This is a genomic window from Listeria sp. MAN/IMW/UF464, from assembly GCF_058683955.1.
Map to the genome: position 1 here is coordinate 568522 of NZ_JBZWZP010000001.1, position 12066 is coordinate 580587.

The 12066-nt window shown below is 31.9% G+C and carries 16 protein-coding genes; 3 read left to right on the forward strand and 13 right to left on the reverse strand.

Translation table 11 applies throughout. The annotated features are described in order from the left end of the window. The first annotated feature begins 129 nt into the window (after positions 1 to 129). Genes AC4PG0_RS02895 through AC4PG0_RS02905 form a run of 3 tightly spaced genes read left to right on the forward strand, consistent with a single transcriptional unit; the run spans position 130 to position 2437 of the window. Positions 130 to 849 carry a MerR family transcriptional regulator gene (locus AC4PG0_RS02895; RefSeq protein ID WP_492167457.1) on the forward strand — a complete coding sequence of 240 codons (720 nt, stop codon included), beginning with the start codon at positions 130 to 132 and terminating at the stop codon, positions 847 to 849. Beyond that, complete coding sequence (locus AC4PG0_RS02900; RefSeq protein WP_492167456.1) at positions 846 to 1442, forward strand: GNAT family N-acetyltransferase; 597 nt, start codon at positions 846 to 848, stop codon at positions 1440 to 1442. Before AC4PG0_RS02895 ends, AC4PG0_RS02900 begins: the two co-directional genes overlap by 4 nt. Continuing rightward, positions 1415 to 2437 (forward strand): alpha/beta hydrolase family protein, encoded by a 1023-nt coding sequence (locus AC4PG0_RS02905; protein WP_492167455.1) that lies wholly within the window; start codon positions 1415 to 1417, stop codon positions 2435 to 2437. The genes AC4PG0_RS02900 and AC4PG0_RS02905 overlap by 28 nt, the downstream gene beginning before the upstream one ends. 13 nt (positions 2438 to 2450) lie before the next feature. Here AC4PG0_RS02905 and AC4PG0_RS02910 read toward each other — a convergent pair whose 3' ends face one another. The 13 genes from AC4PG0_RS02910 to AC4PG0_RS02970 form a co-directional block, all read right to left on the reverse strand. Then, positions 2451 to 2906: a MepB family protein gene (locus tag AC4PG0_RS02910; RefSeq protein WP_492167454.1), complete on the reverse strand. Its 456-nt coding sequence runs from the start codon at positions 2904 to 2906 to the stop codon at positions 2451 to 2453. Continuing rightward, positions 2896 to 3348 (reverse strand): GNAT family N-acetyltransferase, encoded by a 453-nt coding sequence (locus AC4PG0_RS02915; RefSeq protein WP_003761694.1) that lies wholly within the window; start codon positions 3346 to 3348, stop codon positions 2896 to 2898. The genes AC4PG0_RS02910 and AC4PG0_RS02915 overlap by 11 nt, the downstream gene beginning before the upstream one ends. A 170-nt stretch (positions 3349 to 3518) precedes the next feature. Next, positions 3519 to 3821 (reverse strand): hypothetical protein, encoded by a 303-nt coding sequence (locus AC4PG0_RS02920; RefSeq protein WP_045553392.1) that lies wholly within the window; start codon positions 3819 to 3821, stop codon positions 3519 to 3521. 113 nt (positions 3822 to 3934) lie between these two features. Continuing rightward, positions 3935 to 4438: a DUF4274 domain-containing protein gene (locus tag AC4PG0_RS02925; RefSeq protein WP_270908211.1), complete on the reverse strand. Its 504-nt coding sequence runs from the start codon at positions 4436 to 4438 to the stop codon at positions 3935 to 3937. A gap of 84 nt (positions 4439 to 4522) precedes the next feature. After that, positions 4523 to 4942 carry a hypothetical protein gene (locus AC4PG0_RS02930; RefSeq protein ID WP_045554064.1) on the reverse strand — a complete coding sequence of 140 codons (420 nt, stop codon included), beginning with the start codon at positions 4940 to 4942 and terminating at the stop codon, positions 4523 to 4525. A 35-nt stretch (positions 4943 to 4977) separates the two neighbouring features. Beyond that, complete coding sequence (locus tag AC4PG0_RS02935; protein WP_003771368.1) at positions 4978 to 5346, reverse strand: hypothetical protein; 369 nt, start codon at positions 5344 to 5346, stop codon at positions 4978 to 4980. A 42-nt stretch (positions 5347 to 5388) separates the two neighbouring features. Then, positions 5389 to 5826, reverse strand: a complete 438-nt coding sequence (locus AC4PG0_RS02940; protein ID WP_033838102.1) for a hypothetical protein — start codon at positions 5824 to 5826, stop codon at positions 5389 to 5391. Then, positions 5816 to 6289, reverse strand: a complete 474-nt coding sequence (locus AC4PG0_RS02945) for a hypothetical protein (RefSeq protein ID WP_003771365.1) — start codon at positions 6287 to 6289, stop codon at positions 5816 to 5818. The genes AC4PG0_RS02940 and AC4PG0_RS02945 overlap by 11 nt, the downstream gene beginning before the upstream one ends. A 17-nt stretch (positions 6290 to 6306) precedes the next feature. Then, complete coding sequence (locus AC4PG0_RS02950; RefSeq protein WP_492167453.1) at positions 6307 to 7707, reverse strand: T7SS effector LXG polymorphic toxin; 1401 nt, start codon at positions 7705 to 7707, stop codon at positions 6307 to 6309. Further along, entirely contained in the window at positions 7704 to 8060 is a 357-nt protein-coding gene (locus AC4PG0_RS02955; RefSeq protein ID WP_112119766.1) for a hypothetical protein, read from the reverse strand. Before AC4PG0_RS02955 ends, AC4PG0_RS02950 begins: the two co-directional genes overlap by 4 nt. Continuing rightward, a complete protein-coding gene (locus tag AC4PG0_RS02960) occupies positions 8061 to 8345 on the reverse strand; it encodes a DUF3130 family protein (protein WP_187124994.1) in 285 nt (94 codons plus the stop codon). A 449-nt stretch (positions 8346 to 8794) separates the two neighbouring features. Continuing rightward, positions 8795 to 10885 (reverse strand): DEAD/DEAH box helicase, encoded by a 2091-nt coding sequence (locus tag AC4PG0_RS02965; protein ID WP_207578487.1) that lies wholly within the window; start codon positions 10883 to 10885, stop codon positions 8795 to 8797. Further along, entirely contained in the window at positions 10872 to 12023 is a 1152-nt protein-coding gene (locus AC4PG0_RS02970; protein ID WP_070006887.1) for a Hachiman antiphage defense system protein HamA, read from the reverse strand. The genes AC4PG0_RS02965 and AC4PG0_RS02970 overlap by 14 nt, the downstream gene beginning before the upstream one ends. Positions 12024 to 12066 lie beyond the last annotated feature (43 nt).

Here is a 12066-nt window from a genome sequence, read left to right on the forward strand (position 1 = left end):
ATAAATCTTTGTTTATTATATCACAAAAATCAGCGTTTGATAATGATTCTCATTGTCATTTGTTTTTTTATTTGACTGCGTGGTAACCACATAGTTTATACTAAAACTAAATCATAAGGAGGTTTTCAGATGCTTACCCTTTCCACTGGCGAAATCGCGCAACTTTTTCAAATATCTAAATATAAAATCCGTCATTATATCGATGAAGGTATTCTAGTTCCTAAACGAAATCCCGAAAATGGCTATTATTATTTTGAAGAAGCCGACATTTACCGTTTATATCAAATTATCCTTTTTAGAAAAATTGGCTTTTCTATTCAAGAAATCAAAGAAAGTTTGCTTAGTGAAAAAGTGACTCCGATGTTAGAGCAGGCTGAACAAGATTTGCAACAAAAAATAGAAGAGTTAGTAGAAATCCAAAAAACGATTCAAAAAATCATTCATTCGCAAAAAGAAATGCGTTTAAATGAAATCACATTTGTAGCTAAAGGCGACCGCTATTTTGAAAAAGTTCCTAACCAAATAATTGATAATAACACTATCAACTACGCCCAAGCCGCAAAACACAATCTACCGGATTTAGAGGAACCTTTTTACATTTTCTCCAAGCAAGACGCTGGTGTAATATGCCTTAAGAGCGTGAAAAAAAGGAGTGATTATACTTTTCCAGCCGGCGAATATGCTTGTAAATCTTTTATTGCCAAAGATGAAGCAACTATTGAAACGCAAATCCAACTGTTTTTAGAAGAATTAAAACATCCTACAACAAGCATGATATTATACGAAAACATCTACCCTTCACTCGCCTATCCGGATGCAATGGTTTACACAATGGAAGTGCCGTTATGACACTTTCCATTAAAAGCATTGATTCATTTGAAAAAAATAGCATCGTTGAAGAAGTAGCATCTTTAGTTTTCTCCGGGTTCAAATCAAAGTTCACAAAAGCGCTATTCAAAGAAACAGAAGCACATGAGATTATATATGCTTTTTGCCATTATATTTACACAGAACAAGGCGAAAACCTACTAATTGCAATACAAGATGAGCTAATTTGCGGTTGCATGTTTGTAACGAGCAAGAGTGACTCTCATCAAAAGCTATATCAAAACCTAAGAAAATTTTTATCATTTTCACAGTGCCTCAAATTGATTTTCTTCCTCAGTCTTCTATCACACAAACCTGTTCAAAATGAACGATATATTGACTTTATAACCGTTTCGCCAAATTTTCGTGGTCAAGGCATTGGAAAAACGTTAATTTCTCATTGCCTAGAAACTTTTCATGATGAACAGATAACTTTATACGTTGCCAAGAACAATAATGGCGCTTGCAAGCTGTATAGAACTATTGGCTTCCAAGTGATTCAAAAAGAAAATAGCACATTGATGGGAGTACTCACCGGTATTAAAGAATGGCAAAAAATGGAGTGGATACAATGAAACGTTGGAAAAAAATAACTATTGTAATAAGCGCAATCATCGTCATATTAGTAGCGATTCTTTTCATCGGAAACGATTTCGAAATGAACGAAACAAGAGTCGCAATCCCAACTACTGGTGGAAAACTTTCTGCGGTCGTGACAACCCCAAAACACGAGAAACCAAAAGGCATTATCGTATTTGTTCATGGTGACGGGGCACAAGAAGCAACTCAAAACGGTGGCTATAAACCGCTGATGGAACGATTTGCCAAACAAGGATATATATCTGTTTCATGGGATAAATTAGGCGTTGGTAAATCCTCAGGCAATTGGCTAAATCAGTCCATGGATGATCGCGCAAACGAAGTCAACCAAGTGATCGAATGGATGAAAATAAAATACCCAGACAGCACCACCAAAATCGGCTTATGGGGCGCTAGTCAAGCCGGTTGGGTGATCCCAAAAGCAATGAATGCAAATAAGGAGATTGACTTCTCAATCCTTGCCGCCCCTGCAATCAACTGGATGCGTCAAGGAGAATACAACACCGGCTGGCAAGCGAAAGAAGCTGGTAAAGCAACTAAAGAAATCAATCAAGCAAAACAAAATTTTCGCACCGACAGCGCCCTTATTTCTAAAAACAAAACCTACGAAAGCTACAAACAAAATGGCGGTAAAGAAGAAATGACCCCAGATCGCTATAACTTTATTCGCAAAAACATGAACCAAGATGCCACCCTAGACCTTTCAAAAGTAAAAGCAAAAATCTATCTCGTCTTAGCTGAAAAAGATAAAAATGTCGATTCAGCAGAAACAAAAGATGTTTACACCAAACAAATCAAAAAAGAAAACGTAGAAACCCAAACCATCCCAGACGTCTCTCACCAAATGATTAATCCTGCCATCGCTAATTCAGAGCTACTCATCAATATTGTTGGCTTAATGGTTCCAAAATTTTTTCTAGTAGACGATGCTTACTTAGATTACTGCGAGCAAGTAGTCTCTATACAATAAAAAGAAGACCAAATTAATGGTCTTCTTTTCTTATAGAATAATTTTTAAAATACGCCTGTTGCCAAGCTTGCGTTTTTTTCGCTGTTTTATTTAAATCCTGACACCACGTTGGATAAAATCTAGCAGCCATTTTTCCAATACCAACTTCACTAGTTAAAATTCCCTTTTCAATTAAACACTGCCTTGGAAAAACAAATAAACCGTTCAAATCACCATCAATAACAACAATACATAAAAAATCAGCGCTATCATTCTCATCAAAAGGACAATTCTTACCAAGTTCATCTTTCTCCCAAAAAGCAACAAAGTACCCTGTTTTTTTATCTGTTTTTTTCGCCAAACGCGTCCGAATCGTTGTGCCATCTTTAGCCGTTTTTACAATCATTCCTCGATATTCTTTGTTTTGTAGTTCTTCCCGAATTATTTCAAGTTCACCAAGTTCGCTTTGTAACAGCTGTTCATACTCCATTAACTCTCTCCTTCAGTTGCAATTGAAGAATTGGATAAGGCTTCCCAAAACCGTCCAAGTCACTTCTGGAAGAAACCACAAATCCATGCTTCAAATAAAATCTCGTGGCATTTTCATTTTGTTCATTCACATCCACCAGGTTTATCCGCTTATTTTCTATTAGCCAACCCAGAATCTGACTCCCATAACCATTACCCGTGGCTACCGGATCCAGAAACAACATATCTAGTTCCCGCTCGCTCGTCCCACTAAAACCAATGACCTCCTCACCAGCGAACCATAAGAACAGTTCCACATTATCTAGAAACAAAGGAATTTGTTCTTTGTAAAACTGCCTATCTTCCGCAGTTAAAAAATCATGCGTTACAATAACTGACTTTTCCCAAATCGCTAAAATTGTCTGGTAATCTTGTTTTTCCGCTCGTTTATTTATAAGTATCATTTTTTTCAACTTCCTATTTATTTTTTATTTACGCAAGTTCTTCGGTCAAGATTAATAAAGACTCCCCCTTTAGATGTATTTTTCAAATAGGAGGGAATCATCATTTTTCGTTTGATAGGTTTATAGTTTAATTATACTGTGTAAAACGCATAAATCAATTTAACTGTCATTTACAAATGAAACGACACTATCTTCCCTCTCCCAACAACACTCGCGCCCTCCATAACCATAAAAGACCTATTTGGCTGAATCTTACTATAACCAACGCCCTCTTGTTCATATAAAAAAGAACACATTGCATACCCCACCGAATCCAGCGTATCCACTTCTATATCATAAATTTCAACTCCTAAATATTCCCGATCCTCATCCAACTCCATCACAAAATGCGGCCGATACCCCGCTTCCGGAACCGTTTTTCTTGCATTAGAATAAAAGGTAACCTCTACCATAAATGTCTGCTGTGATTTCATGTTATTCCTCCTAATCTACTTTAATATTTTCAACGCACCACTAATAAAAAAGCCGAAAACCTATCAAACGATTTTCGACTTTAAATTCCTTTTTGAATAATACCGAATCAAGATTACTCTTCCACTGATTCAGCTAATTCATTATACCGTTCTTGCAATTCAGGAGGAAAACCATCTTCCCAATCCGCCGACTCAGAAACTTCTAGCCCTTTCAAAGGAACAAACATTTCGCTCGGAATTGCTCTTTTCATTTCCTCCTCTTGAAACTCGGCTGGAGGTGCGTAACCATAGACTTGATTTTGATAGAACCCAGCTAAGTACTTTTCTTCCAAACTAGCAACAATATCAAAATCTTCCGCATACCAACCGCTCTTTTCAACCATCGCTTCTCTTGTTTCAAATTGATAAGCAAAGTCCGGCTCCATTAACCAAAACAACATTAACGCAGTCCCTTTATCCGTTTTCGGCGAATTAGCAATCCAATAAATCGGTTTCTTCGGATTATCAAAATTCCATTCTACAACCACTTGATGAATCTCTTCAGGCGTACATTTTTCTAAATAATTAATAAACAACTCCGAAACCTGTTCTTCAAATTCTTCTTCTGTAATACTCATTTGATGATCTCCTTTTCATGCTGTCATTTTAGATATTATACTATCAAATTCATGAAAATAATACTGTTCTCTTTCTAAGCAGTATTAACGGGGCAACAGTTCACGTTCAATAATACTCTTCTCCAAATTCGAAACAAATTCTTTATTTCTATAGCCGCTTAATGTTTCACCCCGTAGCAATTCTTGAAAATGATTATTGAATCCTCTTTCGCAGATTATTAATTCGTTAATTATTTTCTCGTAAATTGTTGAGCTGGGAAGTATCCTTTCTCGTTCGATTTTAGTTAGCTTTCTGTTTAATAAATTATCTAAACTAAATTTACTGAGTGTCGAATTATCTAGTTTGAAATAATGCAAATCCACCCCGTCCGTGCTCCATCCTATACCTAAAGCATAATTTTCTCCGATGAAAGCAACTTCATTATTATCTATTTTAGTTAGCTTCAATTGATAATTTTGCTCATATCCTTTGAATGTTTTTTCAACTTCTTTGTAAAAATCCAATTGATCACAGTCCTTTTTTACTATAATTCCAGTTATTATTCTTTTAAGAAGTCTTCTACTATTTCTCTACTTTCTTGGCAAAATTGTAAGTTAGTAACTTTAGCATAATTTTTTTCAGCATAATCAAGTAACTCTAATATATTATCTAATTTATTCTGAGGAAACGGCGTCTGATTTCTTCTTACAAAAGCAATCCATCCAAGATTAAACATTTCATTTTCTTCCAAAAACTTTATATTAATATTACTTATATTATCATATCTTTCATAACCGATGACAAAAGCGATTTTTTTATTTGAAAATGTGATACTAGCGTCCGTTATTTCTATTAATTTAAAATTATTATGGAGTAGAAATTCACTTTTTTTAAGAATTATTTCTTTTGAGTTACTGTCTAATTTCATGCTTGAACTCCTCTTTGCTGCTACATTCTCAACATTTCTTGGTCAAATATATAAACTCAAACTATTCCTCAAGTCACCGATTACTTCTCTAGGAACTCCGGCTAATTCATATCGCTCATAATCTTCCAACCATTTGTCATCTCCATTAAGCACACTACTCCAATGACGCGGAAGACCTCTTGCAAGTATTAAAAACGAAATATCAACCCGTTCCTGCACAGAATTATATTTTGGCAAATTCTCCCTATCTTTATCATCAAAGACATGCAAAAAATAAGACCAGACATCATAACTAACGAGTGAATTATCTTTATCATGGCATACATAATTCAAAGAAACTTCATCAAAATGAACCAAAAAAACAAGCGCAAAATTAGAACCAAAAAGTGCTAGCTCCTCTTCAGATATAACTTTGTAATTTAACTGGAATTCTTCTATTAATGATTTGAGTCTATTTATAAAATCAGCCTCATATCTCATTTTGAAATCCTTCAATTTTTTTGCCATTGATATTTTTTATAATAGTTTGATAGGCTGAATACTCGTCTTTGTTAATAGCTCTCGGCTCATTATAAAACTTATTCTCATTAAACTTCTCTACCCAGTCATTTTGACCCGATAATAATTCAGGGAAATATTTACTTAAACCTTTTGCATGAATAAGTAAGCTATTAGAAATTTGGTTGGTCAAATTATTTGCAGGAGTTATATTGGCTAACAAATCTTTTTCATAATTTGAAAATAAGAAATTGGTTATTTTCACTTTTTCTAAGCTATGAAGAAACAGGTAATAAATATCAATACCTTCTCTACTTTTCCAAATAGTTAGAGCATAATTAGGATGTAACAACATTATTTCGTCTTCATTTACTTTAATTAAGTTAAATTGATATTCTTGAATTATATCCGCAAAGTTATTTTCTACTTCGTGCTTAAACTCCATTAATTTCACCAACTTTGTTATTTTTTATATTTCATTTCAGATGTTTTAGAATCAAATTCATAACCATGTTCTTTTAAATAAAAATATTCTTTACCAAAACCAGTCAATTCCTGTTCAAAAGTTTTTTCATTAAATCTATATAAGTTATCATTTATGGGCTTTGTAGCAATTTTTACAGGATCTCTTCTTTTAATAACCTCATCTAACCAAGGTTGATTATATTCATCCCAAAATTGCAAAGGAGTTATGTAAAACTCGTCAGGAGTATTCAATAAATTTAGCTTTCCTTTTTTCATTCCGAAGTTCACACTTTTCTTATTTCCAAGCTCAGTTAGTATATTTCGAGTATCTTCGGTATATGTGCCTAAAACAGTTGTAGTCTCCCATGGGTTTCCTTTTAGTTTAACTCCAGTGGTAGTTATATATTTTAATTTTTCCACTTGCCCAAACTCAGCATAAAAACCACTCACTCCAAAAGCTCCAACATATTGTAAAAACACCGACGAGCCATCTACTAGCCTTTCTCCGCCGCCAATCCTTTCAGCAGTAACTGCATCCAAACCATAAACCGCGCGATAAAAAGCTCCAACGCCAAACAACTCGCGCATACTGGTTTCATTTTGCCAATAAATCATCTGTTGATTAACTAAATCTAACGTCGCTTCCGTATTTAGTTTGCCGTTAGTCGTAACATATCCGGCACGATTTCCCTCTGGAATATAAGGGAGCATTCCAATATCTTCCATAGCTTTTACTTTGTCATCTATTGCTTTTTGAGAAGCGTATAAATCCACAAGTCGTTCAAAGTTTGAAGCATTTAATTTATCTACTTTGTACATCCCAGTTTGGCTATTAAAAGAAATGTTCGCCTGAATATCACGCACACCACGATTGATTGCTCGAGCTAAGTCACTTAATTCTTGAAAAAAATGACTATGAGCACGTTCAAAATCAAGAAATTTTTCTAAAAGTTGTTCTTTTTTATAATTGGCAAATATTTGCGTTTGAAGCGCATTAATTTCGCCCTGCCTAGAAACTGCTGTCATCGAACTTAATTCTAATTGAATGTGTTCTAATTTATTTTCTAAACGATTTATTTTCTGATCTAATTCATACAGACCTTCTGCATCAATTTTTGCACTTGGAGAACTATCTACTTGACTGTGAAAGTCGGTAATATATTTCCTTAAAGATTCCTCGCTGACATGTAGTGCTTGTTTGATAGAAGCACAAAGCGGTAAATAAGTCGCTGCATAATATCCTTTAGACGCACTAATTGCTTCTCCGGAGAGCGAATCATCTTGTAAATAAGCAATGATAGCATTTTGGATTGCCGTAATTTGTGTTTTAGCCTGTTGATTGGCTATTTTTAATTCATGTGAAAAATGGTTTACTTCAGCAATATCTATTCGAGTCATAAACGCATCTCCTTTGTGATATCCTGTTGTTTAGTTTCGAGCGCGTGGAGATTTTGTTGATGCTTTTTTTGCTCATTATTTAGTTCGGTTTGAATATCGGTAGTCATGCAAGCAGTTTTCCGGTTGTAATGATTTACCTCGTCTTCTATTTGCCAAAAAGTATCCTCTGCGTGTTCTCCTCGCCAAACTTCTTTCATATGATAAAGGATGTCATCCATTTCACGTCTAGCTTGATGAATATCTTCTTCCACATCCTCTAAATGTCTAATTTTATTTTTAATAGCGTATAGAGCGTCATCTTCTCGCTCCATCTCTTTTTTTATTTCACCTAATTCTTGGGTACGTTTATCCACTTAACGCACCTCCAAATTCATCTTCTGGCTGATGGATTTATCTTGTTTTGCAAAAGCTTCCCCCATTTGCTTGATTCGAGTAGCATCATCTTGCGCAACAGATCCTAAATTTTCGATGCCTTCAAGTAGTTCAAGTAATGATTCCCGAAAAAGGTGGATAGAATTAGTTTGCGTATAACTCATGTTTCCATTTTTAAGGGGATAGTAATCTAACTTTCCCGCACTATCACCTAGGGTTGTAGCATGATTATTCATTTTTTCTTTATTAATACGAATTTTTGTCATGGTTGTTTTCCCTTTCTGTATGTGAAGTTTGTATCATGGTTCTATTATAATGATATTTACACGAGCTGTCATTTAGTAACATTGAAATATAAAGCTAAATTTGAACCTAGAAGATTTAATGTTTTAGCAAAAAAACACCCTCGTTAGTTCTATTTTACATGAATCTAACGAAAGTGTTTTTTTAATTGTTGTCTTTTATAAAAATCTAGTCCATCCAATGTCTTTTCAAAATGAAGAATTAGATATGTCTTCTAACCCCCAACTTACTTCACAAGTAGATCATTATCAAAAAAATCATAAGACTTGCCAATATAGGTATTCTCTTAATCATTGTTTCCATTATACTAGCCAATATTGTTATATCTGTCGTTCATTCTGTTTCGAAATCAAATTTACAATTGCAGCATACTTATTTTCAATTATTTTAGATAATTAACATCAGTAAAAAATTAAACACGCTCTTTTATTTTATTAATAATATTTTTACCAAAAGGTGACAATTGATTATATACCTTTCCGTTTCTATATAACTTAAGCAGTTTTTTTTCGGTTCCCTTTATTTCATTATAATTATCAATTTCATTGCTAATTAAATTTATATCTTCTTTCGGGAATCCTAAATCAGTTAAAATCCTTTCATATCCATCTTCCGAATCAGAATATGATTTTATCATGTTAATACTTTGTATAAACGCTCTATTTCTATCCCTACTAAATAAATTTTTTTCATCAAACAATTCATAAATAGCAATCATTTTCATCATTTTAAATTTTATGAATTTATCGATTTGGAATAATGTGTCAATAAATAAATTAATATCTTCACTAGTATGTTCTTTATAAATTTTAGTAAACTTAGTAATTACTTGCTTCATTCCTTTACCAGAAGTAAGTAAATAATACACAGGATCAAAAGAAAGATATCTTTCTTTATTTTTCGAATCAAAAAATGAATATTTATCTAATTTCACACCCCTCAAGTAGTTATTTTCTTTCAATATTTCATATTTGAGGTCACGAATTACATCAAACTCTTTGTTATGAGAAGTTATAGTATCAAAACACTTAATAAATCTATCAAGTATTCTAAATTCAATACCAGCTTCTATTATTTCGTGATAATTAATATTAAATTTTTCATTAAGTTCATTAGATAAACTATCCACGCTATTTTTCGCCTCTTGTGTTAATTCCTTATCTAAATATAAACATTCATCTTCAACATTAGTAGTACTTATTTCTGAACTTTCAAATACAATATTTAAATCTATCCAATCATTTGGATTATACATATCAAGTGTACTTTGTTTTGTTATAAAAACTTTTCCTCTTATAGGATTTTCTATATTTAGTCTTCCCACTCTCCCTATAAGATTATTCAATTCAAATACATTTCTAGGAGTATCTACTATTACCAATTGATTAGTAGGTGTATTTATACCTTCAATTAGAGTACTTGTACATAGGATAGTATGTATACATCCATCTAAACGTGAAAATTCATTTTCTATGTACTTTCTTAGAAATATAGGTGTTTCCCCATGATGAATTCCAACGCCTTGTTTTAAATACTCAACGTAATACCATTTTGGGTGTATATTTTCTGATATCCACTCAATTATTTCGTTATCTCCACTTCTATATGCTAAATCCCTCTTATTATTAATTTCTAAAAATCGTTTTATGCTTTGGGGAGATTTAAAATAAACAAATCTTTTATCCTCATGATTTCCTAAGTAGTTTACTAACTCGGGCGTATATTCAACTTCATTGTATACTAGATTTAAATTTGTTATAAATTTTTCAATCTGTATATTAGATTTAGCAAAACTAACACTTCTTATGAAAGGGCCAAGTAATAAAATTTTATCTGCTCTACTAAGTAAATACTTATATATATAATTCATTTTAATTAATCTACTATCTTCATTACTTTTTCGTTTGTTGCGATTATTAACCGTATTTTCTGAATTAAGTTTATATATTTCATCATAAATTAACAAATCAATTCTTTTATTATTTAAATATTGCTGAAATAAGCTTGTGTTAATTCTTTCTGGAACAACTATTATTATTTTTTTTGTAGTATCATAATATTGTTTTAACTCTGCATCAGAGGTAATCAACGTATAGCTTTTACCAAAGTAAGTAAAGCATTTTTCTCTTAATTCATTCATTAATGCAATAGTAGGTACAACAAAAACCACGTCATCAATTTTTGAACTATTACGCTTAATATACTCTAAAGCGATAAACGTTTTTCCAAAACTAGTGGGAGCACTTATAAAGAGATTTCCTTTTTGGAGTAACTCTAAGCATTTTTCTTGTTCGCTAGTTAAGATAATATTTTGATTGATGAAAGATTGCCTATTCGCTTGGTTCAATTTAGAAAAAAAACTATCACTCTTTGAATAAATATCTAAATCTGAAATTCCTAATACAGCATCATGAATAGTTTCTTTATCATATACTTTTCTTAAAACCACTTTTCTAAACTCATCCATTTTAATATCTAAATATTTCTCTTCATTTAAAGTCATAATATTTTTCTCCTTCTAGTTCAGACTGTATTTGAAAGAATTTCAGAAAATTTTCTTTATCTAAAATAGGTAAAACAAATATTAGTACTTCAAATTTCTCTTTCAGTTTTTTAACTTTACAGTTTTTTTCAATTATCTTTTTTACTTTTGCTTCTTGATATGTATCAGCGCATATTAAAAAAATAATTAATTTTTCTGTTACATCGTCAGTTATTTCAATTAATTCATGAGTTCTATTAGTTTTAATATTTCTAAACAATTCAGCACTATAATTTAGATCTTCATATAAGTCATCATTATGTTTTTCCAGCGAGTCTACAGCTCTATTTAATGCTTCAGTTAAACTATTATAAAACTTAGCTTCTAAATAATATATTTCTTTTTTTTCAGGTATATAGATAGAGCCATCATTACCATAGACAGCCATAGTAGGGTTTGTTTTAAATATAAGTTTAGGATAAATATATTTATCACTGTTACTTTCAAGAAATTCACTCACCAAACTATGCATTAGAAATTCTCCTATATCTCCCTGTAAAATAGTGTGCGTGGTATCTATTCCCCCTTTTTTTATAAATCCCAAATTTTTTAAAGCACTAAAGCATTTCTTTACAATTAGCCTTTCATCATAGGCTGCATCAGGAGTATATGTGGTAGCTAAATTTATAATATTTCCTTTATCGAAAATTAAATTTGAAATTTTTTTGAATAAAATCTCGTTCTTTGCAGTTAATTCTCTCCAGCTAAAATACTTAAGTTTTATTTTACTAGAGATTTGATCCAATTTCTTATTTCTAAATGCTATATCGTCATCAATATGTAATACTTTATAATAATAATCTTTTTCATAGGTATTATTATCTTTAATTCCTAATTCTTCTATAAGAATATTCGATATTTCACTTCTAACTTTATTGAAAAAAAATCTGTTGTTTTTATAAGTAATTTTACCTACACTGTATTTAACCTTTAAATTATTGGTATAAGCAATAATAAAAAATAAATTTTCATGGTTTCTACTATAAGTACTATAAAAATATTCAACCTCTTTAACACGCTCTGAATATGTGATTTCTCCAGAGCTTTCAAATAAATTATAAACATATTCCGAAATTGTATAATGCATCAACACTTTCATTTTCATTCAATCTCCTTATTTTTAAAATATTTCTCTTTAGTTC

Excerpts from the sequence above, each read along its gene's own strand:
- AC4PG0_RS02920 (WP_045553392.1), bottom strand. The coding sequence starts at position 3,821 with ATGAAATCACAGCAGACATTTATGGTAGAGGTTACCTTTTATTCTAAT.
- AC4PG0_RS02910 (WP_492167454.1), bottom strand. The coding sequence starts at position 2,906 with ATGGAGTATGAACAGCTGTTACAAAGCGAACTTGGTGAACTTGAAATA.
- AC4PG0_RS02950 (WP_492167453.1), bottom strand. The coding sequence starts at position 7,707 with ATGACTCGAATAGATATTGCTGAAGTAAACCATTTTTCACATGAATTA.
- AC4PG0_RS02940 (WP_033838102.1), bottom strand. The coding sequence starts at position 5,826 with ATGAGATATGAGGCTGATTTTATAAATAGACTCAAATCATTAATAGAA.
- AC4PG0_RS02945 (WP_003771365.1), bottom strand. The coding sequence starts at position 6,289 with ATGGAGTTTAAGCACGAAGTAGAAAATAACTTTGCGGATATAATTCAA.
- AC4PG0_RS02895 (WP_492167457.1), top strand. The coding sequence starts at position 130 with ATGCTTACCCTTTCCACTGGCGAAATCGCGCAACTTTTTCAAATATCT.
- AC4PG0_RS02960 (WP_187124994.1), bottom strand. The coding sequence starts at position 8,345 with ATGACAAAAATTCGTATTAATAAAGAAAAAATGAATAATCATGCTACA.
- AC4PG0_RS02970 (WP_070006887.1), bottom strand. The coding sequence starts at position 12,023 with ATGAAAGTGTTGATGCATTATACAATTTCGGAATATGTTTATAATTTA.
- AC4PG0_RS02965 (WP_207578487.1), bottom strand. The coding sequence starts at position 10,885 with ATGACTTTAAATGAAGAGAAATATTTAGATATTAAAATGGATGAGTTT.
- AC4PG0_RS02935 (WP_003771368.1), bottom strand. The coding sequence starts at position 5,346 with ATGAAATTAGACAGTAACTCAAAAGAAATAATTCTTAAAAAAAGTGAA.
- AC4PG0_RS02900 (WP_492167456.1), top strand. The coding sequence starts at position 846 with ATGACACTTTCCATTAAAAGCATTGATTCATTTGAAAAAAATAGCATC.
- AC4PG0_RS02915 (WP_003761694.1), bottom strand. The coding sequence starts at position 3,348 with ATGATACTTATAAATAAACGAGCGGAAAAACAAGATTACCAGACAATT.
- AC4PG0_RS02905 (WP_492167455.1), top strand. The coding sequence starts at position 1,415 with ATGGCAAAAAATGGAGTGGATACAATGAAACGTTGGAAAAAAATAACT.
- AC4PG0_RS02925 (WP_270908211.1), bottom strand. The coding sequence starts at position 4,438 with ATGAGTATTACAGAAGAAGAATTTGAAGAACAGGTTTCGGAGTTGTTT.